Origin of the sequence: Brevibacillus sedimenti, from assembly GCF_020923495.1 — a bacterium.
In the GTDB taxonomy this organism is placed as follows: Bacteria; Bacillota; Bacilli; order Brevibacillales; family Brevibacillaceae; genus Brevibacillus; species Brevibacillus aydinogluensis.
This window is the reverse complement of sequence record NZ_CP064048.1, coordinates 1,030,539-1,056,978: the sequence shown is the minus strand read 5'-3', so window position 1 is coordinate 1,056,978 and position 26,440 is coordinate 1,030,539. Positions and strand designations below refer to the sequence as shown.

Sequence of the window (26,440 nt, the reverse complement as noted above, 5' to 3'; positions counted from 1 at the left end):
TACTCTTTTAAAAGGAAGGGGTATCATGAGCAATATCCAGAAGAAAACAGACGTTATCTTGATTGGTGCCGGAATCATGAGCGCGACTTTGGGAACATTGCTGAAAGAGTTAGCACCGGATTGGGAGATCAAAGTGTTTGAGAAACTCCCGGTCGCAGGTAATGAGAGCTCGAATGAATGGAATAATGCAGGGACGGGCCATGCTGCTCTTTGTGAGCTTAACTATACACCGGAAAAATCGGACGGGTCTGTCGATATTACCAAAGCGATTAAAATCAACGAACAATTTCATCTTTCCAAACAGTTTTGGTCTTATCTCGTCAAACGTAATCTGATTCGGAATCCGAAAGATTTTATCATGCCCATTCCCCATATGAGTTTCGTACAAGGGGAAAAAAATGTCGCGTTCTTGAAAAAACGTTTTGAAGCGCTGTCGAACATCCCGCTGTTTGAAGGAATGGAGTTTTCTGATGACCCGGCTACATTGCAGGAATGGTTCCCGCTGATCATGGAAGGCCGTACCGTGAATGAACCGATCGCGGCCACGAAAATTGACTCAGGAACGGATGTCAACTTTGGTGCGTTGACGCGCATGCTGTTTGAGCACTTGCAGAAGCAGCACGTCGAGATTCACTACAAGCATCACGTAAAGGATATTACACGTGCGAGCGACGGTTCGTGGAGTGTGAAGGTGCACGATCTCGACAGCGGTCAGATCGAAACCCATACGGCAAAATTCGTGTTTATCGGCGCAGGGGGCGGAAGCCTGCCGCTGCTGCAAAAAACGGGGATTCCGGAGGCAAAACACATTGGCGGTTTCCCGGTAAGCGGACTGTTCATGGTATGTAAAAATCCGGACGTGATCGCAAAGCACCATGCAAAAGTATACGGCAAGGCCAAGGTTGGCGCTCCACCGATGTCTGTTCCGCATCTGGATACCAGATATATTGAGACTCAAAAAACGCTGCTGTTTGGACCGTTTGCCGGCTTCTCACCCAAGTTTTTGAAAACGGGTTCTTATTTTGATCTGATCCGATCCGTAAAACCGGACAACGTCCTGACGATGCTGGCAGCAGGCGTAAAAGAAATGGCACTGACCAAGTATCTGATCCAGCAGGTTCTGTTGTCGAATGAACAGCGCATGGAAGAACTGCGCGAGTTTATTCCGACTGCCAACAGCGCAGATTGGGATATCGTGGTAGCGGGTCAACGTGTGCAGGTGATCAAGGACACCAAGGAAGGCGGCAAAGGCACCCTTCAATTCGGTACGGAAGTGGTTACGGCTGCTGACGGCTCGGTAGCTGCGCTGCTCGGGGCTTCTCCTGGTGCTTCTACGGTTGTTCATGTGATGCTGGAGGTATTGGAAAAATGCTTCCCGCAGCAAATGAATGAGTGGAGACGGAAAATAACCGAAATGATTCCGTCTTATGGGGTGTCGCTTGCAGATAACCCGCAACTGCTGCAAGAAATTCAAAAGTCGACCGAGCAGACGCTGGGTCTGGTCGAAAAAGAACTGGTCTACAGCTGAAAGTAGACGCAACAGACAAGCCATTGCCTATCTTCGAACTTTTAATCTGCTAAATTTCGCGCGGATTAAAGGTTCTTTTTTTTGTCGTCCGCCGCGACAGGCGGGCTTTTTTGTGCTGTGAGCACAATTTTTGCACATTCACGTGGGGTAAATTCGGTCTAACTGTACAAGCAGATTTGATGTAAAGTAGAACCATAGAGACGTACAATCAATCAGTAAGTGCAGCAATTTGTGCATGATTTTGTGCTAAAGGTGGCCGCCATGTTAGACAAAAGAACGATGCAAATGTTGCAACTTCTTGTGCAGTCTCGTCATTCCCTGTCCGTCAAGGAATTGATGGAGCATTTCTCGATCTCGCGACGAACGTTGTACTACGACATCCATAAAATCAATGAATGGCTTACAGAAGCAGGTCTGCCGCGAGTCCAGTACATCTATGCAAAAGGCTACTATTTGGATGAAAGCAGCAGACAGGCAGCAGCCCGGATCATCGGGGACAAGAAGCCGAATGTGTATGCCCTGCGACCGGAAGACAGGCAAATCTATTTGCTGTTGTATATACTTCTGGCAAATCAACGCATTACCACGCACGAGTGCATGGAGAAGACAGGTGTCAGCCGCAATACGATTCTGAACGATCTCAAAAAGGTCAGAGCAGAAGTGAAAAAGCACGGTTTGCGCCTCTCGTACTCCTACGCTTGCGGGTATAAAATTTCCGGCGATGAATTGACGATTCGCAATCTGATCAGTCACCATGTTCATTCCCTGCTGCATGAAGGTCAGGACTTGCTTTTGCAGGATCTCCATGATGATGATCACGACGTCCCGATTCCCGACATCATCATGCAGTGGTTGAACGATTGCGAAAAGCATTTGCAGGTCCAATTTGCCGAAGATACGGTGAAGTCACTTAGCTACCTTTTTACGTATTGCGTGCAGCGGGTGATGGGCGGAAATGCGATTGCTTTTCCGCAGAGGCGGATCAAGCGCATCATGGATACCATACATTACCAGGTTGTGCAGACTTTGGAGAAGGTCTTGCCGCTGCGGCTCCCGCAGGATGAAAAGTGTTATCTGGCCACACTGCTGTTAAGCGCAAAGGTGCACCGCTTCGGGAAATTGGCGGAAGCGTATGAAATCCCCGCGTTAAGACAGGCGATTACCGATATGGTTGATCTGTTTGAGATGCGGGCTTGTGTTGTATTTGATCAGCGTGTTCAGTTGGAACACAATTTGTATATTCACCTGCAGCCAGCCTATTATCGGTTTCTTTACGACATGGACGTCACCAACCCGTTGAAGGACGTGATCCTGCGCCAATACCGTGATATTTACGAACTTACGAAAAAAAGCATTTCCCCTTTGGAGAAGTTGGTCGGCAAATCCATCAGCGAAGATGAGATTGCCTATATCACGGTCCATTTTGGGGGATGGATGCGCCGGCAAGGTATCGCCGCAACCACCCTGAGGCGGGTGCTGCTGGTATGCGCAAACGGGGTCGGCACGTCGCGCATACTGGTACAGCAGTTGGACGGGTTGTTTTCCAACATCGATCTGCTCGGGCCGATCACTCTCAGGGAGTATGATGACTTTCGGGGAGACGTGGATTTGGTTGTGTCCACAACCAAAATTGCGAACCCGCGTCATCGGATCATCTTGGTGAACCCGATCTTAACAGATCGCGACAAGTTGCAGTTACTAAATGAGATGGAAGCGGTTACCCATCGTGCGCCCTCGCATATAACGGCGCAAACGATCGTCGATATTGTGAAAAAATATGCGGTCGTGGAAAACGAAGAACAGTTGGCAGAGGAAATCAGGCAAGTACTGCACCAGCAGAAACAGATCATGAGGGAGAGAAAGCCGATGCTCGACGAGTTGTTGCAAGAAGAATACATCCAGCTAAAAGACTCCGTGAGCGATTGGAAGGAAGCGATTCGTCTGGCAGCCGAGCCGCTCCTGAAAAGCCAGTCCATCACAGAAGCGTATGTGCAAGCGATGATTGCCAATGTAGAAGAAAATGGTCCCTATATCGTGATCGCACCCAGGGTGGCGCTGCCGCACGCGAGACCGGAGCAGGGGGTAAATCGAATCGGCATGAGTCTGCTTCGGTTGAAACAGCCGGTTTCATTTTCAAACACGCAGGAGCGTGATGCACAGCTCATCATCGTCCTGGCTGCCGTCGATAATGAGACCCATCTCAAAGCATTGGCCCAACTGTCGATGATGCTGTCGGAAGAAGACAATATCGACAGGATCATTCGTGCGCAAGACAAGGAAACCATTCTTCACTATATCTCAATGTATTCCAACAACAGGGGGACAGAAGCATGACAAAGATTCTGGTTGTATGCGGAAATGGATTGGGCAGCAGCTTTATCGTGGAGATGAATGTAAAGAAAATTCTGGGAGAAATGGGCATTCAGGCGGAAGTATCCCATACCGATCTGGCTACGAGCAAAACGGAACAGGCTGATGTGTATATGGGTTCAAAAGATATTGTCAGTCAATTGGAAAACGGCAAACGTTACGTGATTGGCCTGAAAAACATTCTGGACCAGAACGAAATCAAGGAAGCTTTACAACAATACTTCGCAAAGGAATGATGTATGGATGCTCGACTTGATCATGAAAGACATCCTGGGCTCACCGTCCATATTGGTAGGCTTGTTTGCCCTGATCGGGTTGCTGCTGCAGCGTAAAGGCGTGGCAGACGTCGTATCGGGAACCTTGAAAACCGTCATGGGCTTTTTGATCCTGTCAGGCGGTGCAGGAATCTTGGTTGGTGCACTGGGTTCTTTCGGGAGTATGTTCGACGAAGCGTTTCACATCCAGGGGGTTATTCCCAACAATGAGGCTATCGTAGCCCTGGCGCAGCAAACATTTGGCGCGGAAACGGCGTTGATCATGCTGTTTGGGATGATCGTCAACATCTTGCTTGCCCGCTTGACTCCTTTTAAATACATATTCTTAACCGGTCATCATACCATGTTTATGGCTTGTCTGATTGCCGTCATTTTATCTACGGGCGGTGTCAAAGGAGTCCCGTTGGTGGTCATTGGATCGCTGATTCTTGGCTCCGTGATGGTCCTGTCTCCTGCCATGCTGCAGCCGTTTATGCGGAAAATCACGGGGAACAATGACATTGCGATGGGGCACTTCGGTTCCATTGGTTACCTGGTGGCAGGCTATATCGGAAAAGTCGTCGGGAACCCGGAAAAATCGACAGAAGATATCAAAGTGCCAAAATCGCTCGGTTTCTTGCGGGATACATCGGTGTCCGTCTCGTTAACCATGACGGTCCTGTTTGTCGTCGTGGCCATTGCAGCGGGGCCGGCTTTTGTGGAAGAGAATTTGAGCGCTGGCCAGAACTATGTGGTGTATGCCATCATGCAGGCGATTACGTTTGCAGCAGGTGTGTACATTGTCATGGCAGGGGTGCGGATTTTGCTCGCGGAAATTGTGCCCGCATTTAAAGGGATCGCGGAAAAACTGGTGCCCAATGCCATTCCGGCACTGGATTGCCCAACGGTCTTTCCGTTCGCATCCAATGCGGTTGTCATCGGATTTTTCGTAAGCTTTATTGCGGGACTGATCTCCATGTTCCTGCTGCCCCTGTTCGGATTGAAAATCATTGTGCCGGGTCTTGTCCCGCACTTCTTTACAGGGGCTGCGGCCGGCGTGTTTGGCAATGCGACAGGCGGACGGCGCGGCGCCATCGCCGGGGCATTCGTCAACGGCCTCTTGATCAGCTTTTTGCCGGCGATGCTGCTGCCGGTGCTCGGCTCGCTGGGGGTTGAAGGAACCACGTTTGGTGATGCCGACTTCGGGTTTGTCGGGATTATCCTGGGCAAAGTAATGGCTCTGTTCAATTAATAAGATTTGACAAAACCCCTTTCCACCGTATGGAAGCGAACGTACGGCGGGAAGGGGTTTTCCATTCTGCTGATGCTCTCTAGTCTTGGGAGAAGAAGGTGAAGTTCAGTTCATCTTGCGAATGAGAGGTGATTGCTGATAGAAGCGTTTTTGTTACGTGTTCCACACGTTGATTTTCATAGAATTCAATATTCCAACTGCAATGGGCTTGTGCCACGTGAGACAGAAACACACCAATGATGGAACAGAGCTCATCTTTTTCCGCAGCATCAAGTGAATGCGGTGTTACAATATGGCATTTGATGTGGTTCTCTCGACTCTCTATGTCTTCATTCAGGTATGGATAATCCTCTTGAGAAGGGGGTCTGCGCAGATCCATAATCATTAATCTGCAGCGCTTCTCGTTGATTGTCAGGTCCCAGGCTTCTGCATCCTTGAATCGAAACACGCGCTCCATATCCCAGAAATTCACGATTGTGCATTCCGCCCCTTTCAGTGAGTCCGTACAAATCGTACTCTCCTCTGAAATTAACCTTTTCATTCGGCATGGCTCCAGTTGAGTAAACCATACGGCTTCACCCGTGCGAGATCCTCCAAAGGTCTCGCTGTATTTTTTTCGGAAAGAAAGGTACTGGCAAGTAACGGCTTGATTATTGACAGATGCAAATGAAAACCATTATCATTAACCTGTCTAAATGTGGCAGCGACAATCATGATTACGGAATGAATGGAAGTGGGTTTCACAAATGTCAGCAGCATCCAAACCAAAACCCCCCATGCAAACTCGGCCCGTTTTGGCTTTGTTCATTCTCTTCGGCGGGTTGATACTGCTTGTGCTTGGTTTGACCCTTTCGATTTCCGTTGGGACAGCTGACATTCACCTGCTGACAGTATGGGAAGCGCTCTTTCATTTTCAGTCAGATGTGACACAGCACCAAATCATTCAGGAGTTGCGATTGCCTCGGGCGTTGTGCGGAGCGCTGGTTGGCGCCGGTTTTGCCGTGGCGGGCGCGATCATGCAGGGGATGACCCGCAACCCGTTGGCAGACCCCGGCCTTCTCGGCGTGAATGCCGGTTCGGGCTTCGTGTTGGCGCTTTGTTTTGCATTGTGGCCCAGCCTGCCTTTTCCGTACGTGATCCTGTTCTCCTTCCTCGGCGCCGGTCTGGGGGCGGGGCTGGTGTATGGGATCGGTTCCCTGGCCAAAGGAGGATTGACTCCGGTCAGGCTGGCTTTGGCTGGCGCAGCCGTCAGCGCTCTGCTCGTGGCCCTCAGCGAAGGCGTGGCGATCTACTACCAGGTGGGGCAGGAACTGGCCTACTGGTACGCAGGCGGTGTAGCGGGAGCCACGTGGCTTCACATCAGGATCATGTTCCCGTGGATTGTGGCTGGTTTGGTCGCGGCCCTGATGCTTTCCCGTTCCATCACGGTGTTTAGTCTGGGAGAAGAAATGGCAGCCGGTTTGGGGCAGCGAACAGGTCGCGTCAAGCTTGCCGGTGCCGTGATCGTTTTAATCCTGGCGGGGGCGGCGGTGTCTACGGTCGGCATGATTGGCTTTATCGGTTTGGTTATCCCGCATGTGGCTCGTTTTTTGGTAGGCGTAGACTACCGGTGGATCATTCCGTGCTCTGCCGTGCTGGGCAGTGTGCTCATGGTGTTTGCCGATATTGGCGCGAGAATGATCAATCCGCCTTACGAAACGCCGGTAGGCGCCCTGATTGCCCTGCTCGGCGTGCCCTTTTTCCTCTGCTTGGCCCGCAGGGAAAGGAGGGAATTGGGATGAAAGCGATGGCAGGGTCCGTGGAAAACCGGCGAAAAATCCGTGCAGCCAAGGTTATGGCCGTGCTGGGCGTATTGATGTTTGCGTCGTTTCTCATCAGCATGAACACGGGGTTTATCAAACTCTCGCCGTGGGATGTCATGAAGACGCTGGCAGGCGCAGGCACCGAGAAACAGGAGCTTGTCTTGTTTGACTTTCGGCTGCCTCGTATCGTTCTTTCTGTGCTGGTGGGAGCGGGGTTGGCTGTCTCCGGGGCGATATTGCAGGGCGTTTCCCGGAATGCACTGGCTGATCCGGGCTTGTTGGGAATCAGCGCAGGGGCAGGCCTCGCGGTGATCCTGGTTATTTCCTTTTATCCGATGACGGAAGGCGCGCCTGTTTACCTGCTGCCGTTGTGTGCATTTGCAGGCGCTTCCCTGACTGCCGCACTCATCTACTCCCTGGCCTTCCGAAAGGGACAGGGTGTTGCGCCGACGCGGCTCATTCTGGTGGGGATTGCCGTTTCTGCGGGCATTAGCGCCGCCATGATCGTGCTTACGATCAAGCTGAATCCCGAAAAATTTCAGTTTGTTTCCGTGTGGCTGGCGGGCAGCATCTGGGGAGCGAACTGGCACTTTGTCCTGGCTTTGCTGCCCTGGCTCATCATCCTGCTTCCCTATGTCATGGTGAAAGCGCGGGTAATGGATATCCTGCGCTTGGGAGAACCGCTCGCGATTGGTCTTGGCACGTCCACGGAACGGGAACGGATCAGACTGCTTGCCGCAGCGGTCGGGTTAGCGGGCGCAAGCGTGTCGGTCGGAGGCGGCATCGGCTTTGTCGGTCTGATTGCGCCTCACCTGGCGCGGCGGCTGGTCGGTCCCCATCACCAGTATCTGATTCCTGCTTCCGCACTGACGGGAGGACTGCTGTTAATCGTGGCGGACACACTGGCTCGCTGGATTCTGCAGCCCTCGGAGATTCCCGTCGGCATTGTCGTGGCCGTTATTGGCGCACCGTACTTCATCTATTTGCTGATGAAGACCTGATGAATGGAGGCGTAAGTGTTTATGGGACGTCTGTATGCACAGCAGGTAGATATCGCCTATGGTGATCGCATCATTGTGGAACAGTTGAATCTGAGCATCCCTACGGGGAAAATCACGGCCCTGGTGGGTGCCAACGGTTCCGGGAAGTCTACGATCCTCAAGACGCTGGCGCGGATCATGAAGCCGAAAAACGGGGCTGTTTTCCTCGACGGCAAAGCGATTCACAGCCAGTCGACCAAGGAAGTGGCCAAACAGCTTGCCATTTTGCCGCAAAATCCAACGGCCCCCGACGGGCTTACCGTCTCCGAACTGGTTGGCTACGGGCGGTTTCCTCACCAGAGAGGATTGGGTTCGTTGACGCAGGAGGACAAGCGAATCATACAGTGGGCGATTGAGGTCACCGGCATCGTGGATTTTCATGACCGTCCGGTCGAACAACTGTCCGGCGGGCAGCGGCAGCGGGCATGGATCGCCATGGCGCTGGCCCAGCAGACCGATTTCTTGTTTCTCGATGAGCCGACGACGTTCCTGGACATGGCTCACCAGTTGGAAGTGCTCGAACTGCTGCACAAGCTGAATCAAGAGGAACAGCGCACGATTGTCATGGTGGTGCATGACCTGAACCATGCGGCGCGTTACGCCCAGCACATGATCGCGATCAAAAAGGGTAAGGTCGTATGCGAAGGCGCCCCCGATCAGGTGATGACGCATGACGTGCTGCGTGAAGTATTCGGGATCGAAGCGGATATTGTGCCCGACCCGCGAACAGGGGTGCCGCTGTGTCTGCCGTATGGGTTGGCGCATGCAGCGGTTGAACGAGCCCGTACGCATGAAAAAGGGGCATGAACCTGATTTTCAATCAAAACGAACACGGTACAAGCGATGGAGAACGGTTGGTCGCACCGTGTTTTTCTTTTTTGCTGCGGCTTGCCAGAACAGATGGTTCTGTCAAATGCTGACATCGGAAGGATCGGCGAGCACGCATTAACCGTCTGACGGCTTCCCCTGGACGAACCAGGGAGGACAGTGGCGATGGCCCGTCGCGGGAAAAGGAATTGACAGTGGTATCCATTCATGTTACCGTACCAGTATACGCAACGATAAAATTTTCTGAAAAGGAGGGGTGTCTGTCATGATCCGGAATTGGATTTCGTTTGATGCCGGTCACAATTCCATAGCTCATGATGTGACCTCCCTTCTGACGCCAAGAGCAGTACAGTGCACACGTATCATTTTTGCTGCATATGCGTAAGCAGGCGCAGGTCACGCACCCTCGTGGCATGCGATTTTCTTAACTTCAATCGTTGTGACAAGCACACCGCTCCCGAGTGGTGTGCTTTTTCGTCTTGACATGAGAAGAGGAGGGGAAACCACATGCTGTCGGTCATACAAAAGCTGGGATGGTTTTTCAGGCGCGAGTGGAAACGGTATACGCTTGCCGTGTCGCTGCTCATCTTTGCCGGCATCCTGGAGGTGATGCCGCCGATGATGGTGGGCCGTTCGATTGACGCCATTCAGCACGGGACGCTGACGTGGGAAGGGTTGACACGGACGCTGATCTTGCTGGGTGTAATCGCAGTGGCTGTTTACCTAATCACCTACGTGTGGATGTATCATCTGTTTGGAGGGGCCTTTGTGGTGGAGCGGCTGATGCGGTCCCGGCTGATGCGCCATTTTCTCAAGATGAGCCCGCCCTTTTTTGAACGGAACCGTACAGGTGACTTGATGGCCCGGGCAACGAACGACCTGCAGGCGATTTCGCAGACGGCCGGCTTTGGGATTTTGACGTTCATTGACTCCACGGTGTGGATGGCGACGCTCCTGGTGACGATGGTTTCGTTTGTCTCCTGGAAGCTGACGCTGGCGGCTGTATTGCCGATGCCGATCATGGCGGTGCTGATCAGTTTTTACGGGAAATGGATGCATGCGCGGTTTACGGCGGCGCAGGATGCGTTTGGCGAGATGAATGACGGCGTACTGGAGACGATCTCGGGCATTCGCGTAATCCGGGCGTACGTGCAGGAGCGGGCGGTAGAGAGGCATTTTGCCGATGTGACCCGGAACGTGCTGGAGAAGAATCTGGCCGTGGCCAGGATCGACGCCCTGTTCGAGCCGACGATCAAGATATTTGTCGGGGCCAGTTACCTGATCGGGCTTGGGTACGGGGCCTCCCTGGTCTTTCACAACGAATTGACGATCGGCGGTCTGGTGGCCTTCAACGTTTACCTGGGCATGCTGATTTGGCCGATGTTCGCGATCGGCGAGATGATTAACATCATGCAGCGCGGCAATGCCTCTCTGGATCGGGTCAGTGAGACGCTCAACTGTCCTCCTGACGTTCCCGAACCAAAGGAGACGATCGCGGTGGAACGTCCCGAACGAATCGAATTTAAGCACGTGACATTTCGGTATCCGACGTCTGCCGTCAACAATTTGGAGGACGTGACCTTTACCCTGGAAAAAGGACAGACGCTGGGGCTGGTGGGACGCACCGGCAGCGGCAAAACGACGCTCATCAAGCAATTGCTGCGGGAATATCCGCCGGGAGAAGGATTCATCACCATCTCCGGCATCCCGATCGAGCGGATTGACATGGATCAGCTGAAATCGTGGTACGGGTATGTGCCGCAGGAGCAGTTTTTGTTCTCAAGATCGGTGAGAAACAATATTCTTTTTGGCAGTGGCGGTGCGACAGCGGAGCAGTTGGACGAGGCGATCGCGGCGTCGGCGTTTCAAAAGGACTTGGCTTACCTGCCGCACGGGTTGGAAACGCTTGTCGGGGAAAAAGGCGTCGCGCTCTCGGGCGGACAGAAACAGCGGGTCTCCATCGCACGGGCGCTGATTAGCGATCCGCCCATTCTCATCCTGGACGATGCGATGTCGGCGGTGGACGCGCGGACAGAGGCGGAGATCATCGCCAACATCCGCCGGGCGCGTGCCGGCAAAACCACGATCATCGCGGCGCACCGGCTCTCCGCTGTTCAACACGCCGATCTCATCCTGGTGCTCGACGAAGGACGGATTGTGGAGCGGGGGACGCACGATCAGCTTATGAAACAAGACGGCTGGTACAAAGAGCAGTTTGAACGCCAGCAGGTGGAAGCAATACTGACCGGAAGCAGGGTGAACCAAACGTGAGTATGGAGAGGAAAACGTTTGATTTGGAGATGGACCGGACTGCTGGCAGCCTGGCCAAAACAGGCAGGCGGCTGATTCGATACGCACTGCATTTCAAGACCTCGCTGATCCTGGCGCTGCTCATGCTCGCCGTGGCCGTGGGCACGGATCTGGCCGGGCCGCTGATCGCCAAGCGGATGATCGATGTGCACATTTCCGGCATCGAGCAGCCCTGGTACGAAACGAAAGCGGAAGGGGCGTATGCGGTCGCGTACGGCGAAAAGCTGTACAAACGGGCGGACCGCTTTGCAGCAGACGAGCCGCGCGGTGCGGAGGTCAGGGTCCTGCAGGTGAACCGGGACTACTATTTTGTCGAAAGCCCGCTTGCTTTTGACGGTGATCGATCCATCACGGAAGACGGGCGCTTGCTGATTACAAATGGGGAGCAAAGGCAGACCTACGAAGCACGCAGGCTGACGGTCGGAGAGATGTATATGTTTTTCCGACCGGAGATGAACGGGCTGCTTCACCTCTGCCAGATCTATTTCGGGTTGGTCGTCTTGTCAGCGCTGTTCAGCTACGGTCAGCGATACCTGCTGCAGGCCACGGCCAACCGCATCATCCGCAAAATGCGGACGGACGTGTTTGCTCACATTCACCGGCTGCCGATCCGCTATTTTGACAATCTGCCGGCGGGGAAGGTCGTGTCGCGGATCACCAACGACACCGAGTCAATACGAGAGCTGTACGTGTCGGTATTGGCCAACTTTTTCACCGGTTCAATTTACATGATCGGGGTGTTTGCCGCGCTATTCGTGCTGGATGTCCGGTTGGCGGCAATCTGCCTGTTCATCGTGCCCGTGCTGGCGGTGTGGATGTATGTCTACCGGCTGTATGCCAAGCGGTACAACCGTGTCATTCGCTCCACCCTCAGCGAAATCAACGCCATGATCAACGAATCGATCCAGGGCATTGCGGTGATTAAGGCGTTTCGCCGGGAAAAACAGACAGAGCGGGAGTTTGAGGAGCACAATACCCGCCACTTCACGTACCGCAGCAAGCTGCTCAGCTTAAACGCCCTGACCGGCCACAATCTTGTCGGGTTGATTCGGACGATCGCCTTTGTGGCGCTGATCTGGTATTTTGGCGGTGTCTCCATCTCCGGAGTGGAGGGAGCGATCTCGCTTGGCGTGCTGTATGCGTTTGTCGATTATCTGAACCGGCTGTTTCAGCCGATTGTCGGTATTGTGAATCAGCTGCCCAACCTGGAGACCGCGCTTGTCTCCGCAGAGCGGGTATTCGTCTTGCTGGACGAGAAGGGCGAAGATGTCTCGGACGACAGGATGGAGCGGTTCAAGGGGAAAGTGACCTTCGAGGACGTCTGGTTTGCCTACAAGGATGACGAGTACGTGCTCAAGGGCATTTCGTTTGAGGCGATGCCGGGACAGACGGTGGCGCTGGTCGGACATACGGGGTCCGGGAAAAGCTCCATCCTGAACCTGCTTTTTCGTTTTTACGACGCTAGCCGCGGACGCATTGCCATCGACGATCGGGACATTTGCGAGATACCCCGTCAGACCCTGCGGGAGCACATGGGTATCGTACTGCAGGACCCGTTCCTGTTTACGGGAACGATCGCGTCCAACGTGTCGCTTGGTGATCCTGCCATCTCCCGGGAGCGGGTGGAACAGGTGCTGAGCGAGATTGGAGCGGATCGCCTGCTCAAGCATTTGCCCAACGGCATCGACGAGCCCGTAGTGGAAAAAGGCAGCACCCTGTCGGCGGGACAGCGGCAGCTCATCTCGTTTGCCCGCGCGCTTGCATTTGATCCCGCCATCCTGATCCTTGACGAAGCCACTTCCAACATTGACACGGAGACAGAAGCGATTATTCAAGAGGCGCTGGACGTGGTGAAACAGGGGCGGACGACGTTTATCATCGCCCATCGGCTGTCGACGATCAAACATGCCGATCTGATTCTCGTCCTGGACCGGGGCGAAATCGTGGAGCGGGGAGACCACGAGACGCTGATGAAGCTGGGCGGCCGCTATTATCACATGTATCAGCTGCAGCAGGGAGAGCGGGTGTCAATGGGCGAGAAGACAGGGACACTGTCTCCGGGCACGGTGTAAAAAACCTCCTTTATCAGGAGGTTTCTTGATCGTTTCTTGTCTTAGTGCTCGATCAGGCTATCCAACGGCACTGTCCGTTCTTTCTCCGGCTCACCCAGGGGATAGATGCGGGCCGTTTCGTTTTGCTCATCGACATGTTGGATGTAGACGGGAATGCCGTCGCAGGTCACGTTTGCCATGACGGGGGAAGCGGCAATTTCTTTTGCCCGTTGTACGTTCATCGTTTGCCCTCCTTGTCGTTGTTTCCAGTGATATTGTGTGCTCGCGAAGTTATCCATATGCGGACGCAAACGAGATCACATGGTAGAATAGACGGAGCATCTCTTGGGTGAAAGCGGGACGAATCATTCACATTCGCTGTATTTGCCGTATTCGGAGGAGAACAAATCATGTATCAAACGCACACGCTCCAAGAAAAATTGCGTCAGTTCCTGTCCGTGCTGCTGCCGATTCTGGTCTCGCAGTTGGCCCTGTTTTCCATGACCTTTTTTGATACGATCATGTCCGGCCACGCCGGTCCCGTCGACCTGGCGGGCGTGGCGATCGGATCGAGCATCTGGGTCCCGATCCAGTCAGGGCTGACCGGCATCCTGCTGGCGGTGACGCCGATGGTGGCCCAACTGGTGGGGGCGATGCGGAAGGATCAGGTGCCGTTTACAGTCATACAGGCGCTCTATTTGTCCGTCGTGATCGGCGTCGCTGTCATCCTGTGCGGTGCGCTGGTTCTTGAGCCGATTTTGAACAGCATGAGCCTGGAGACGGACGTACGCGAGATTGCCAGGCGATACCTGATTGCGCTGTCGTTTGGCATCGTCCCCATGTTTGTCTACACGGTGCTGCGCTGTTTTATCGACGCGCTCGGCATGACGCGGGTGACGATGATCATTACGCTGATTTCCCTGCCAATCAACGTCGCGTTGAACTACCTGCTCATTTTCGGGAAGTTCGGTTTTCCCCGGCTCGGGGGCGTCGGTGCGGGGGTGGCATCGGCCATCACCTATTGGTGCATCACCCTGATCAGCTTGTACGTGGTGCATCGCGTTCAGCCGTTTACCGAATACAGGATGTTTTCGCGGATGTTCCGCTTGTCCTTGCCGGCGTGGAAAGAACTGCTCCGGCTTGGCGTGCCGATCGGCTTCTCGATCTTTTTCGAGGTGAGCATTTTTGCCGCCGTCACGCTGCTGATGAGCCAATTCAACACGGTTACGATCGCGGCGCACCAGGCGGCGATGAACTTCGCTTCGTTTATTTACATGGTGCCGCTGAGCATCTCCATGTCGCTCACGATCGTGGTCGGGTTTGAAGTGGGGGCCAAACGATTCCGGGACGCCCGCCAGTACAGCTTTTTGGGCATCGGCATCGCCCTGATGATGGCGAGTTTGTTCGCCGTCGGGCTGTTCCTGTTTAGCCAACAGGTGGCCGGTTTTTACACGACCGACCCGGACGTGCTTCAGCTTACACAGCATTTCTTGATGTACTCCATTTTGTTTCTCTTGTCGGACGCAGTGGCTGCACCGATCCAGGGCATTCTGCGCGGGTACAAGGACGTGACGGTCCCGTTCGTCGCCGCGCTTGTCTCCTACTGGGTGATTGGCCTGCCGCTGGGCTATCTCTTGGCCAACTACACCTCCCTGGCCGCGTTCGGGTATTGGATTGGCCTGATCGCCGGACTGGCCGCAGGCGCCGTGTTTTTGTTCGGCCGGCTGCTCCTGATGCAGCGGCGGACGGTCAAAGCCGACGCAGCTGCTTGAGCGGCTGCGGCAGTTCAACACAGCAAGAAGCCGTGACACGAAGCGCGTCACGGCTTCTTTCATCACAGGCCCGGGCTGCTTTCCACCCGGCCGCGGGCAAACTGCCTGGTCTGTGCGTAGAGATAGAGCAAAAAGATCAGCAGCAGGCCCCCCTGTGCTACGATTGCAGCGGATACGCTGGCGCCGAAGTAGACGATGACGTAGTAGATGCCGGAGCCGACCAGCATCAGGATGTTTTCGACGAAATTTTGGATCGCAATCGTCTGCCCTGTACCGACGACCTTTTTGCCTTCTTCCTGCAGCACGGTGTTCATCGGGACGATAAACACCCCGCCCATGAAGCCGACCATTAGCAGGAACAGGATGGCGATCGCCGTGACGTGAAACCAGGGGAACAGCAGAATCCACAGGAACATGCCGAATCCGTAGACAACTGAACGGTAGAACCGGTTCAGCGGGATCAGCCGGGGCGCGAGAAACGCGCCAAAGATGATCCCGATCGAAGTGGTGGCCAGGATCAGCGAGACGGAAAAGCTCTCCGGATGGATGCCGAGCGCGGCGGGAATCCAGGCCAGCACCGCGACCCGCAGCACGGCTGAGCTCATCCAGAACGCGCCGGTGCCGATCAGGGAGAAGCTGGTCTTAGGCCGTCCCATCAACTGGCGAAAGTTGTGGAAGAACCGCCGCGCCTCCGTGCCGTAGCGAATCCGGGGATTGCCGTGGAGGCGCGGGATGAAAAACGTCAGCGCCACGGAACAGACGTACAGGACCATGCAGATCAGCGAGGAGATCAATGGGGGCGTCATTGAGGCGATCGCCCCTCCGCCGCCAATCCCGGTCAATATGGCGAAGATCGTGTACGCTTCGATTCGTGCGTTGGCGCGAAACAGCTCGTCTTCGCTATGCGTCAGCTCCGGCAGAATCCCGTACTTGGCCGGAGAGTAGACGACAGCGCCCACCCCGACCGTGAAGTAGCTGAGCATCAGCATCAGGATGCTGGTGTGGTCGGTCACCAGCAAGAGCAGGACGCCAAACGCCTTGATCAGGTTGCCGATCACCAGCACCACTGATTTGGGGTGCTTGTCGGCAAACGGTCCGACGACCGGGGCGAGGACGATGTACGGCAGGAAAAACGACATCGAGACAAGTGCGAGCATCGCGGGAGAAAAGCCGTTCTCCCGCAGCAGATTGGCGATCACGAACAAAATCATGTTGTCGGCAAATGCGGACAAAAACTGTGTGAAATACAGGGCTTGAAGCGGCTGCCATCTCGTCTTCACGACGCGTTCCTCCCTTGTTCGGCCAACTGTTTCAGCGCGACGTAATCGGTTTTGCCGCTGCCCAGGAGCGGCAGCTGTTTGATGACGTGCACGGCGGACGGCAGCAGCAGGGGAGAAAACTGCTTCTCCGCCAGGTACGCCCGCAGCCGGTCCGTGCGCACGGATTCGTCGGTCGTGTACAGCACGATTTTTTCGCCCCTGCGCGGGTCGCTGACGGCGATGGCGGCCAGCTCGGAGTGGCCGAAACACTGGGCGGCCAATTCTTCCACCAGGTTGAGCGAGACCATCTCGCCGGCGATTTTGGCGAAGCGTTTCAACCGCGACTGGATCGTGAGAAAGCCGTCGGCATCCTGTTCCACCAGATCGCCTGTCGGGTACCACTCGTCTGCCGGGACGAAGCCCTTGCCGTGGATCAGGTACCCTTTCATCACATTGGGCCCTTTGACCAGCAGATGACCGCCGCGGGCGATGCCCTCCACCGGCTCCAGACGGGATTGGATGCCAGGCAGCAGCCGTCCGACGGTGCCCGGCCTGTTGGCCAGCGGCGTATTGAGCGACAGGATCGGAGACGTCTCCGTCGCGCCGTAGCCTTCAAAAATCCGCACTCCGAATTTCTCCATCCACAATTGCCGTACATCCGGTTTCAGCTTCTCCGCACCGGCAAAGACGTAGCGGAGCGAATAGAAGTTGTAGGGATGGGCGGCTTTGCCGTACCCGGCCAGGAAGGTGGAAGTGCCGAACAGGATCGTCGCATTCTGGTCGTAGCACAGTTCGGAGATCACCTTGTAATGCAGCGGGCTGGGGTACAGGAAGACGGGGACCCCGGCGACGACTGGCAGCAGGGTGCCCGCCGTCAGCCCAAAGCTGTGAAACATCGGCAGCGCGTTGAAAATCTTGTCGCGGGCGGTGATGTCGATCACGCTGGTCACCTGTTTGATATTGGCGTACACATTGGTGTGTGTCAGGACAACGCCTTTCGGTTTGCTTTCGCTGCCGGAGGTGAACAGGATCAGTTCGTTGGCGCCTGCCTGCGACCGCTGGCGGGTCAGGTAGCGGTAAAGGGCAGTGAGCTTGTTGCCGGTGGTCGCGGAGGCTTTCACATCCTCCAGGTAGATGATCGCGACGCGCTCGGAAAGGCCCTGGATCAAATGCTCCAGTTTCCCTTTTTCGATAAACACGCGGGAGGTCAGGACGGTGTCGATGCCTGCCGTCTCGCAGCAGTCTACAAGCGACCGGATGCCGAGCGAGAAGTTCAGGATGGCGGGAGTGATCCCGACCCGGAACAGGGAGAGCAGGGTGACCAGATGACCGACCGAGTTGGGCAGGAGCACGCCGACGGACTGTTTGCCGGCCAGGAGCGTCTTCCACTTGTCGCCGAGCAGGTAGCTGGCGACCAGCAAGGTGCGATAGCTGACGGAGGTGGTCAGATCCTTGGCGATCACCTGCCGGGCACCGTGGATGCGGGATGCCTCCAGCGCCTCGTCGAACAGGTTGATGTCCTGCTTCATCCGCGCCTGGAACAGCTCAGTCTGCAGCGTGCGCAGGATAAAGTCGCTGGCCGCTGCCTTTTGCTCGCGCATCGATTCGTGTTCGTTTTTGTGCAAGGTGAACGGCGTGCCGACAGTAATGGTCACTTTGGGGAACCAGGCGATCCGCACTTTGCCTTTCAGATAGGAGAAGACCGACCGTTCCAGCCCCTGGATGATGACGGGATAGACGGGAGCACCGGTGCGCATGGCCAGGTAGCCGACGCCGCTGTAGATTTTCATCAGGCCGCCGGTGGTGGTAATCCGGCCTTCGGGGAAAATCACCAGCGATTCCCCGTTTTTGAGCACCCGCAGCATGTGACGGATCGAGTAGGGATTAAGCGGGTCGACTGTGACATGCTTGCGGAATCGAAGGAAAAATGAGAATCTTTTGGCAATTTCTGTGTTGGCGACAAATGTGGTGCTGGACGGCAAGACAAAGGCCAGCAGAACCGCGTCCAGGAGCGAGACGTGGTTGGGGATGATAATGCATGGCCGCGAGACGTCCAGTTTGTCGAGGCCCCGGAAGCGGGGGCGGAACCAGAGAACCAGGATCCACTTGACCAAATGATACATGAGTGCCATTTCGGACCACACCTTTACGAAAAAATAAGTGCTGTTAGCTTTCATTCTAAGGAGTGGCCCCGGCAAAAAAAGTACCAACTTTCATTGGTACCTGGTCATAACACCTGCTGGGGCATTGTGGAAACGCCTCAGATCATCTTTTTCTGTTTCGCTTTGGCGGCCGCTTCCTTGCTGGTTTTGACGCCCATTTTTTTTAAAATCCGGTTGATGTGATTTTTGATCGTCCGTCTGGTAATGTGCAGGGTTTGTTCAATCTGGGACTGGGTGCGGCCCTGGTCGATCAGCCGCAGGATGTCTTTCTCCGCCGGGGAGAGCAGCTTTTGGGCCTCATCCTGTTTCAAGCGCAGAAACTCGCTGCGCAATGCGGCGGCAGCGGTGGGGTGGATCGCCGATTGGCGGTGGTGGGCCGCCCGGATGGCATCGGGGATCTCGTCAAAGTTTGCCTTGCTGATGTAATTGACGGCACCTGCGGAAAAGGATTCCACAATCACGTCCTGCGCCGTCAGGGACGTCAGCATGATGATGCAGCAGTCTTCCCGCATGTCGGCGAAGGCAAGTGCGGTGTCGATGCCGTCGAGATTGTTGTCGCTCAAATTGATGTCCATCAGGACCACGTCGGCTTCGCAGTTTTTAAAGTGCTCGATCGCCTCTTCCCTGGACCCGGCTTCGCCGACGACAGTGATGTCGTCCTGCCGGTTGAGATAATCAGCCAGGCCTGTTCGCCAGGCCGGGTCGTCTTCCACGAGAAACACGCGAATTTTTTCCATGGTTGTTTACCCCCCTAGTGAGCCTCCGCTCTTCCGGCTCGCGCGACACGTCTGCGCGGGAAGAACAAAAACACGGTCGTACCTTGGTCCTTGACGCTGTATATCTCCATCATGCCCTGGAGCTTCTGCATTACGTTGTAGCAGTAGGACAGCCCCAGGCCGAAGTTTTGGCCGGTCTTCTTGGTGGAAAAAAACGGGTCAAACACGTAGGGCAGGTGCTCCTGGGCAATTCCCACGCCCGTGTCGGCCACCGCGATGACCAAATGTTTGTTGGACAAGAACAATTGCAGCGTGAGTGTGCCGCCCGCTTTCATCGCCTCCAGGGCATTCATGCAGAGGTTGGTGAGAATCTCCCGAAGCTGTACGCGATCACAAGTGAGCCGCAGTGTTTCGTCCAGCTCGGTGACGATCTGGACGTGCTGCTCGTCGGCACCAGGCTTTAGCGTGTGCAGCACCTGGGCAATCACTTCGCTGGGGTTCACCGTTTCCTCGCGCAGCACGATGTCCTGCAGTTGTCCCTGAATCCGGTTGGCCATATTTAATATATGCTGGGCCGATTGGGACAAAATCCGCGCGTCTTCCATCAGAGCCGGCTGGTTGGTCTCGGCGGCGCGGGTTTGGATCCGGTCGGCGTAGAGCAGAATTTTGCCCACTTCGTTCTTGATCGTGTGGTTGACGATCTGCGCCCCGGAGGTCATCGCCCGCAGCGTGCTGTCCAGGCGGCGCTTCTCCACGCGCAGCTTCACGCCGAGAAACCCGTACTTTATGCTGATGAACAGTATCAGAAAAAACTGAATTCCAACGACCAGGGTGTTGTACCGCCAGGCGTCGTACAGGTTTTGCGTCCGCATCACGTAGATCAGGATGAACACGAGCAGCAGGGGAATGATGACGAGTATGTTGGTAAACAGACGGCTCTTTTTGACGAGCGGGTCTTTTTCCTTTAGGTACAGCAGCACGAGCATCAGACTCGCTGCGATGAAATAGGGAAAGACCCAGGCGACCATGATCCAGTAGTTAAACGCCAGCACCGGGTAGATCGGCGTGATCGCCCACATGACCAGCGGGGGCACGAGGGCGGCGTACTGAATCAGCCGCTTCGTCTTGCGCGTGAACCAATCACCGGAGTGGACGGCAAACATGAGGTACGTGTACGGCAGCCCCACCTGACAGAGAAAGGAGGCACTTCGGCTGGTGAACAGCAGCAAAGCTGCCAGTGCCGGATAGCGGGCCGCATAGTCCTGCAACAGGGGAAACAGCGTCTCGTCGATCACGGCGGAGAAAAAGCCGCCTCCCCCGACAAACGCTGTAGCGCTCCCCCAGCGGGCGTAAGTGCTTTTCGGATCGGTGAAGAGGACAAATAACCCGAAGGCCCAGATGGCCAGCAAAATCAAGATCATCATTGCGAAAGTCTCCTGTCATTCGTCTATGCTTATTATACTGTAATGAAGTAGCGGGGGAGACGGAAGATTTCGGGCAGGCATGAAGAACAGAAACATGTGAAAAGGGGCGCGTTGGACATCATATACTGTGCATATTCCATAAAGGGGGAAGCGGCATGGCGTACAGAATCGAAAGGGATACCCTGGGAGAAATGAGAGTGCCTGCGGACAAACTGTGGGGGGCGCAGACGCAGCGCAGTTACCAGAACTTCCGAATCGGCACGGAACGGATGCCCCGGGAAATAATTCGGATGTTGGCCGTCTTGAAGAAAAGCGCTGCTTTGGTCAATCAGCGGCTGGGCAAACTGGACATCGAAAAGGCGAAGGCCATCGCGGCGGCGGCCGATGAGGTGCTGCAGGGGAGATGGGACGAGCATTTTCCCCTGGTGGTGTGGCAGACCGGCAGCGGCACGCAGTCCAACATGAACGTAAACGAAGTGATTGCCAACCGGGCCAACCAGCTGCTGGAGCAGCAGGGAAGTGCACTGCGGGTCCATCCCAATGACGATGTCAACATGTCGCAAAGCTCCAATGACACGTTTCCGACGGCGATGCACGTCGCCGCGCTGATTGCTGTCGAAGACCAGGTGCTGCCCGCCCTGGCCGCCCTTAAGGAAACGCTGCGCCAAAAGAGCGAGGCGTACCGGGACGTGATCAAGATTGGCCGCACCCATCTGCAGGATGCTACTCCGCTGACGTTGGGACAGGAGATCAGCGGCTGGCACCGCATGCTGGAAAAAAGCGAACGGATGATCACAGAGAGCGCGGAGTACCTCCGGGAGCTGGCGATCGGCGGTACGGCCGTCGGCACCGGCATCAACGCTCATCCCAGGTTCGGCGAAATGGTGGCGGAAGAGATCAGCAGGCTGACGGGGAAGCGATTTGTCTCCGCGGTCAACAAGTTCCACGCCTTGACCAGTCACGATGAGCTGGTTCATGTCCACGGCGCATTCAAGGCACTTGCCGCCGATTTGATGAAAATTGCCAATGACGTCAGATGGCTGGCCAGCGGTCCGCGCTCCGGCATCGGCGAGATCACGATTCCGGCCAATGAGCCGGGCAGTTCCATCATGCCCGGCAAGGTGAATCCGACGCAGAGCGAAGCGCTCACGATGGTCGTCTGCCAGGTGATGGGCAACGATGCGGCGATAGGGTTTGCCGCCAGCCAGGGGAACTTTGAACTGAACGTGTTCAAGCCGATGATCATATACAATTTCCTGCAATCGGCCCGGCTGCTGGCTGACGCCATGCGTTCGTTTGGAGACAACTGTGCAGTCGGCATCAAACCGAACCGGCCGGTGATTGAACGGAATCTGGAACGCTCGCTCATGCTGGTCACCGCGCTGAATCCGCACATCGGCTACGAAAAGGCGGCGACAATCGCAAAGCTGGCTCATCAGGAAGGGATCACGCTGCGGGAGGCGGCGGTTAAAAGCGGGCTGTTGTCGGCGGAGGAGTTCGACCGGATCGTTCGGCCGGAGAACATGATTCATCCGAAAGAATAGCAAGCAGGGGGCATTCCAGGTGCCCCCTTCGTTACGCCTTTTGAAACTCGACGATCACTTTGAACAGATCGCCGTCCAGCTCGATGGCCAGCCGCCCTCCCTGCAGTTCCATGATGCTTTTGGCGATGGCCAGTCCCAGACCGGAGCCCTCCGTGTGGCGCGATTGGTCGCCTCGTTTGAAGCGTTCAAACAGTTCGTCCGGGTCAAAATCAATCTCGTAGGCGGAAATGTTTTTCATCGTCAGCACGACGCTGTTCTCCTGTTCGGTCAGCGAAATGTAGACCCTGGTGTGGGGCAGCGCGTACTTCAGGACGTTGGTGATGAGATTTTCAAAGACTCGCCAGGTTTTTTTCCCGTCGGCCAGCGCGTGGATGTGCGGCTTTTCCGTCTGGACCCGGAATGTCAACGAGGATTCGGTAATGGCATCGTTAAACTCCGCCAGGGCCTGATTGAGCAGGGCGGCCACATTGACGCGCTCCATATGCAGCTCGACGGACCCGCTTGCCATTTTGGATGCTTCAAAGAGGTCGTCGATCAGCACCTTCAGCCTGTGGGTTTTGCGTTCCAGCACATCGATGTAGCTGCTGACCTCTTCCGGCGACAGATCGGGGCGTTTCAGCAGATTCACGTAGTTGATGATGGAAGTGAGCGGCGTTTTCAAATCGTGCGAAACGTTGCTGATCAGCTCCGTTTTGAGGCGCTCGCTCTTCATCTGACTTTCCAGGGCGTGGCGCAGTCCCAGCTTGATGTTGTTCAGGCAGCGGGCCAGATGGGCGAGATTCCCTTTGCCGCGCTCTGCGATGAGAGAATCCAGATTGCCGGCGGCCATTTCGTCCGCTCCCCGGAGAATGTTGTTCAGCAGGGCGACCCGGCTGAGGATGTACGGCAGCACGAATAGAAGGCACAGCAGCGTACAGCTTGCCCCCATCAAAAACAGCCGCTTCGATCCATAATAAAGGCTTGTCAGAACAAAACCCATGCCCGTCCCCAGGCCGATCGTCAGCACAAAGATGAGGCTGGCCTTGAAAAATACGGATCGATTGGCGAAGCTCCCAGCCAGTAGCGTGCGGAATTTGCGATACAAGCTGGACTCCCACTGCTGCCGAATGAGCGTGTGGTCGTTGATTAAACGCCATGCCTCGCTTGCGTTGATCCCCAGATAGGCGATGCATGCCGCCGTAAAGGAAAGCGTTGTCACATGTTTCAGGCCGATGGGAAAATAGAAGAACGATTCGTCCCTGACCCAGCTCAGTGTGACCAGCCCGACCGTGAGAACTGTCGCAACTCTTGCATCGAGGGGAACCCGCCGCAACAAGGAGGCGCATCTGTCGACAAGCGGGAAATCCCACGGACTGCGCTTCCGCAGATAAACGAAGAGTCCAACTGCCGCGATAACACTTACGACCAACAGGATACATTCGTTCAGCAGTCGCTCCCGTATGCCGAGCGCATAGGTGTAATCGTCTTGAAAACGTGAGTACCCCGCGGCTGCCTGGGGGATAATGAAATACCCTTCGAGATTGTTGGTGAGAAAGAATTCATTCGCCTGCTGTATCGACCAATTTTTCGGCGAAGCCAGCGGGAAATGAATCGAGTAAGCCGCCTTTTTTTGCAGGTCCCGGATGATGTTGAGGTCGGAGGAATGGTTGGTGTAGACTTTGCCCGTATTCCGATCCTTGATGTAGTATTTGATCGTGTCGCCTTGTGCGGCCAACGCGTTTTTCGCCTGTTCATATGCTCGATCCCGGGCCGCTTCCCATGACTTGATCTGCTCATCCATCTGCTGTTGAAGTTCCTGCTTCACTCGGGCCAGTTCCTGATCGCGCGCCTGCGCGAGTCTGCCGGCTTCGGCGTGATTGCCGCTGCGCTCTGCCTCCATGATGTCGGCTGCATATCGTCCTGCAATTTCCGCTTCTTTCTCCCGGAGATCGGCCGCAAACGTCTCGCGGATTTGCTCCGGCGTTTTGGTGCCCGCCTCTTCCGTTTCGATCAGATAGGGATCATTCTTCTCCTTGAAATGAACCATGATGGCCAGGTGAACGACCTCCGCCAGTTCCTGGTGAAAAGACGGGCTGCGAAAGTAGTAATCCTTGTCCAGGTATTCGCGGTGCCGAATCACATCTGCGGTCGCCAGCAAGGCCAGAGCCGACAGGTGGACAAGCAGGACCAGCGCGATGACCGGCCCGTATTTATTTTTCAATCTTGTAGCCAATGCCCCACACCACCTTGAGATATTGAGGTTCTTTCGGATTGATCTCGATTTTTTCGCGAATTCTTCTCACGTGCACGGCTACCGTGTTATCCGCGTTCAGGCACGGCTCCTTCCACACTTTTTCGTAAATCTCTTCGATCGAAAAGACCCTGCCCCGATTCTCCATCAATAGCTCCAAAATCTTGTATTCCGTAGGGGTAAGCCTTGTTTCCTCGCCGTCCACGTACACGGTTTTTTCCCGCTTGTTCAAGACGAGTCCCCGCACCCGGATTTCATCTTCACTGGCGATGTAGTTGCCCAGTTGGGTGTAACGCCTCAACTGCGATTTCACCCGGGCGACAAGCTCCAGCGGATTGAACGGTTTGGTCACGTAATCGTCGGCACCGACGGTCAGCCCCAGAATCTTGTCGGTGTCTTCCGATTTGGCCGACAGCATGATGATCGGGATGTTTTTGCTCTCCCGAATGGCAAACGTCGTTTTGATCCCGTCCATCTCCGGCATCATGATGTCCAGGATGATCAGATGAACCTCTTCCTGCTCCAAAACCGCCAGGGCCTCCTGCCCGTTTCCTGCTTTCAGCACACGGATGTCTTCGTTTTTCAGATAGATTTCGATTGCGTCCCGGATTTCCGCTTCGTCGTCCACGACCAGGACATTGTACGTTGGCATGATCATCACCCGTCTTGCTTGGTTAAATGTGTCGTGTACCTGAGCCACTTCTATCTTACCGAGAATGTTTTACAAATCACCTTGGGAAATCCTTACAAAATTCTTACGAAATGGTCCCAACCTTCCGCGTCGGCGGGGAGGCTGGCCTTCATTTTTCAATTTGTGTTAATCTTTTCGCATATTTTAACACGGAAAAAAGTAACAAAACATGTAGGGAGGGGAGAGCCCCTGCTTGACAGCCCGCAAAGCAAGATCGACAAGAGAAACTGACAAAACGGCTACAAGGGAGGAGAACGACAATGAAAAAATGGAAAAGCATGCTGATTGCAGGAACAGTGGCGGTTTCCCTGGCGGGAACGGGCTTGGCCGCTTATGTGACCGCCGCAGGTGCCCAACAGGCCCAACCAAGCGGCGACCGTCGCGGATAGCGCCGCAAAGCAGGAAGCCAAGAAAAAATTCGAATCCCGGCTGGATGAAATCATCGCGAGAGGGTACATCCGCATCGGAACCACCGGAGATTACAAGCCGTTTACATATCTCAACCCGAAAACAGGCCAATACGAAGGGTACGACATCGACGCGATGAAAGAGTTAGCAAAAGCCTGGGCGTGGAAGCCCGCTTTGTGCAAACTTCCTGGCCGACACTGATGAACGATCTGCTCGCCGACAAGTTTGACATTGCCGTGGGCGGCGTGACCCGCAACACCGACAGACAGAAAACTGCCCACTTGAGCGAGGGGTACGTGCAGTTCGGCAAAGTGCCGCTCATCCGCGCGGAAGACAAGGACAAGTACAAAACCATCGAGGACATCAACAAACCGAACATCCGCATCGGCGTCAACCCGGGTGGAACCAACGAAAGTTTCGTGCGTGAATATCTGCCGAATGCAAATGTAACCGTGGTGCAAAACAACCTCGACATCCCGGGTCTGGTGGCCAACGGCACCTACGACGTCATGATCACCGACACCTTTGAAGCGATTGTGTACGCGAAAAACGATGCGCGTCTGTACGCCGCCCGCGTGAACGATCCGTTCACCAAAAGCGAAAAAGCTTATATGATCCGGCGCGGCGACTTCATCTTCGCCAGCTACCTGGACGTATGGCTCGACGAAATGAAGCTGCAGGGCAAATTTGACGAGCTGTACAAAAAATGGGTCGAGTAGCACCCGGCTCCCATTACCATGACACGAAGAAAAGAGGGCATGTTCCATCGCGAGGAACATGCCCTCTTTTGTATGAAAAA

At 55.1% G+C, this 26,440-nt stretch carries 21 protein-coding genes and 1 pseudogene; 13 read left to right on the top strand and 9 right to left on the bottom strand.

Features of this window, described 5'->3' with window-relative positions; genetic code table 11:
* Positions 1-25 precede the first annotated feature (25 nt).
* From IRT44_RS04940 to IRT44_RS04925, 4 genes are all read left to right on the top strand, one after another.
* Complete coding sequence (locus IRT44_RS04940) at positions 26-1,528, top strand: malate:quinone oxidoreductase (RefSeq protein WP_230077563.1); 1,503 nt, start codon at positions 26-28, stop codon at positions 1,526-1,528.
* A 261-nt stretch (positions 1,529-1,789) separates the two neighbouring features.
* On the top strand, positions 1,790-3,862 hold the full coding sequence (locus IRT44_RS04935) for a BglG family transcription antiterminator (protein ID WP_230077562.1): 2,073 nt from the start codon (positions 1,790-1,792) through the stop codon (positions 3,860-3,862).
* Positions 3,859-4,134, top strand: coding sequence for a PTS sugar transporter subunit IIB (locus IRT44_RS04930; protein ID WP_171563954.1), 276 nt, complete (start codon positions 3,859-3,861; stop codon positions 4,132-4,134). Before IRT44_RS04935 ends, IRT44_RS04930 begins: the two co-directional genes overlap by 4 nt.
* 7 nt (positions 4,135-4,141) lie before the next feature.
* Positions 4,142-5,404, top strand: coding sequence for a PTS ascorbate transporter subunit IIC (locus IRT44_RS04925; RefSeq protein ID WP_171563955.1), 1,263 nt, complete (start codon positions 4,142-4,144; stop codon positions 5,402-5,404).
* Positions 5,405-5,483: 79 nt separating this feature from the next.
* Here IRT44_RS04925 and IRT44_RS04920 read toward each other — a convergent pair whose 3' ends face one another.
* Both IRT44_RS04920 and IRT44_RS04915 read right to left on the bottom strand, forming a co-directional pair.
* The gene (locus IRT44_RS04920) at positions 5,484-5,945 is read right to left on the bottom strand and encodes a hypothetical protein (protein ID WP_230077561.1); all 462 of its coding nucleotides are present in this window, start codon (positions 5,943-5,945) and stop codon (positions 5,484-5,486) included.
* On the bottom strand, positions 5,942-6,163 hold the full coding sequence (locus tag IRT44_RS04915; protein WP_171563882.1) for a hypothetical protein: 222 nt from the start codon (positions 6,161-6,163) through the stop codon (positions 5,942-5,944). Before IRT44_RS04915 ends, IRT44_RS04920 begins: the two co-directional genes overlap by 4 nt.
* Here IRT44_RS04915 and IRT44_RS04910 point away from each other — a divergent pair.
* The 5 genes from IRT44_RS04910 (at position 6,151) to IRT44_RS04890 (ending at position 13,456) form a co-directional block, all read left to right on the top strand.
* Positions 6,151-7,185, top strand: a complete 1,035-nt coding sequence (locus IRT44_RS04910; RefSeq protein ID WP_230077560.1) for a FecCD family ABC transporter permease — start codon at positions 6,151-6,153, stop codon at positions 7,183-7,185. The genes IRT44_RS04915 and IRT44_RS04910 overlap by 13 nt on opposite strands.
* The gene (locus IRT44_RS04905) at positions 7,182-8,207 is read left to right on the top strand and encodes a FecCD family ABC transporter permease (RefSeq protein WP_230077559.1); all 1,026 of its coding nucleotides are present in this window, start codon (positions 7,182-7,184) and stop codon (positions 8,205-8,207) included. The genes IRT44_RS04910 and IRT44_RS04905 overlap by 4 nt, the downstream gene beginning before the upstream one ends.
* Before the next feature lie 21 nt (positions 8,208-8,228).
* Positions 8,229-9,053: an ABC transporter ATP-binding protein gene (locus tag IRT44_RS04900; RefSeq protein ID WP_230077558.1), complete on the top strand. Its 825-nt coding sequence runs from the start codon at positions 8,229-8,231 to the stop codon at positions 9,051-9,053.
* 528 nt (positions 9,054-9,581) lie between these two features.
* Positions 9,582-11,345: an ABC transporter ATP-binding protein gene (locus tag IRT44_RS04895; protein ID WP_230077557.1), complete on the top strand. Its 1,764-nt coding sequence runs from the start codon at positions 9,582-9,584 to the stop codon at positions 11,343-11,345.
* A gap of 2 nt (positions 11,346-11,347) precedes the next feature.
* Complete coding sequence (locus IRT44_RS04890; protein ID WP_230077858.1) at positions 11,348-13,456, top strand: ABC transporter ATP-binding protein; 2,109 nt, start codon at positions 11,348-11,350, stop codon at positions 13,454-13,456.
* A gap of 41 nt (positions 13,457-13,497) precedes the next feature.
* Here IRT44_RS04890 and IRT44_RS04885 read toward each other — a convergent pair whose 3' ends face one another.
* Positions 13,498-13,677 (bottom strand): small acid-soluble spore protein H, encoded by a 180-nt coding sequence (locus IRT44_RS04885; RefSeq protein ID WP_171563961.1) that lies wholly within the window; start codon positions 13,675-13,677, stop codon positions 13,498-13,500.
* Between the two features lie 168 nt (positions 13,678-13,845).
* On the opposite strand from IRT44_RS04885, the gene IRT44_RS04880 reads away from it, so the two are divergent.
* Positions 13,846-15,207 carry an MATE family efflux transporter gene (locus IRT44_RS04880; RefSeq protein ID WP_212133125.1) on the top strand — a complete coding sequence of 454 codons (1,362 nt, stop codon included), beginning with the start codon at positions 13,846-13,848 and terminating at the stop codon, positions 15,205-15,207.
* 62 nt (positions 15,208-15,269) lie between these two features.
* Here the strand turns inward: IRT44_RS04880 and lplT are convergent, their stop codons facing one another.
* From lplT to IRT44_RS04860, 4 genes are all read right to left on the bottom strand, one after another.
* Positions 15,270-16,487, bottom strand: a complete 1,218-nt coding sequence (gene lplT / locus IRT44_RS04875) for a lysophospholipid transporter LplT (protein WP_230077556.1) — start codon at positions 16,485-16,487, stop codon at positions 15,270-15,272.
* Positions 16,484-18,598, bottom strand: a complete 2,115-nt coding sequence (locus IRT44_RS04870) for an AMP-binding protein (RefSeq protein ID WP_230077555.1) — start codon at positions 18,596-18,598, stop codon at positions 16,484-16,486. The genes lplT and IRT44_RS04870 overlap by 4 nt, the downstream gene beginning before the upstream one ends.
* A 128-nt stretch (positions 18,599-18,726) precedes the next feature.
* Positions 18,727-19,365: a response regulator gene (locus tag IRT44_RS04865; RefSeq protein ID WP_171563965.1), complete on the bottom strand. Its 639-nt coding sequence runs from the start codon at positions 19,363-19,365 to the stop codon at positions 18,727-18,729.
* A 14-nt stretch (positions 19,366-19,379) separates the two neighbouring features.
* Positions 19,380-20,768 (bottom strand): sensor histidine kinase, encoded by a 1,389-nt coding sequence (locus IRT44_RS04860; RefSeq protein ID WP_230077554.1) that lies wholly within the window; start codon positions 20,766-20,768, stop codon positions 19,380-19,382.
* A gap of 155 nt (positions 20,769-20,923) precedes the next feature.
* Here IRT44_RS04860 and fumC point away from each other — a divergent pair, with 155 nt between their 5' ends.
* Complete coding sequence (fumC, locus tag IRT44_RS04855) at positions 20,924-22,312, top strand: class II fumarate hydratase (RefSeq protein WP_230077553.1); 1,389 nt, start codon at positions 20,924-20,926, stop codon at positions 22,310-22,312.
* Between the two features lie 31 nt (positions 22,313-22,343).
* On the opposite strand, the gene IRT44_RS04850 is transcribed toward fumC, so the two are convergent.
* The gene (locus IRT44_RS04850) at positions 22,344-24,524 is read right to left on the bottom strand and encodes a histidine kinase dimerization/phospho-acceptor domain-containing protein (RefSeq protein WP_230077552.1); all 2,181 of its coding nucleotides are present in this window, start codon (positions 24,522-24,524) and stop codon (positions 22,344-22,346) included.
* Positions 24,502-25,194: a response regulator transcription factor gene (locus IRT44_RS04845; RefSeq protein ID WP_171563969.1), complete on the bottom strand. Its 693-nt coding sequence runs from the start codon at positions 25,192-25,194 to the stop codon at positions 24,502-24,504. Before IRT44_RS04845 ends, IRT44_RS04850 begins: the two co-directional genes overlap by 23 nt.
* Positions 25,195-25,493: 299 nt before the next feature.
* Between IRT44_RS04845 and IRT44_RS19315 the strand changes: the two genes are divergently transcribed.
* A complete protein-coding gene (locus IRT44_RS19315; protein WP_268255211.1) occupies positions 25,494-25,622 on the top strand; it encodes a hypothetical protein in 129 nt (42 codons plus the stop codon).
* Positions 25,582-26,360: pseudogene (locus tag IRT44_RS04835) on the top strand (transporter substrate-binding domain-containing protein). Before IRT44_RS19315 ends, IRT44_RS04835 begins: the two are co-directional and overlap by 41 nt.
* The last annotated feature ends 80 nt before the right edge of the window (positions 26,361-26,440 follow it).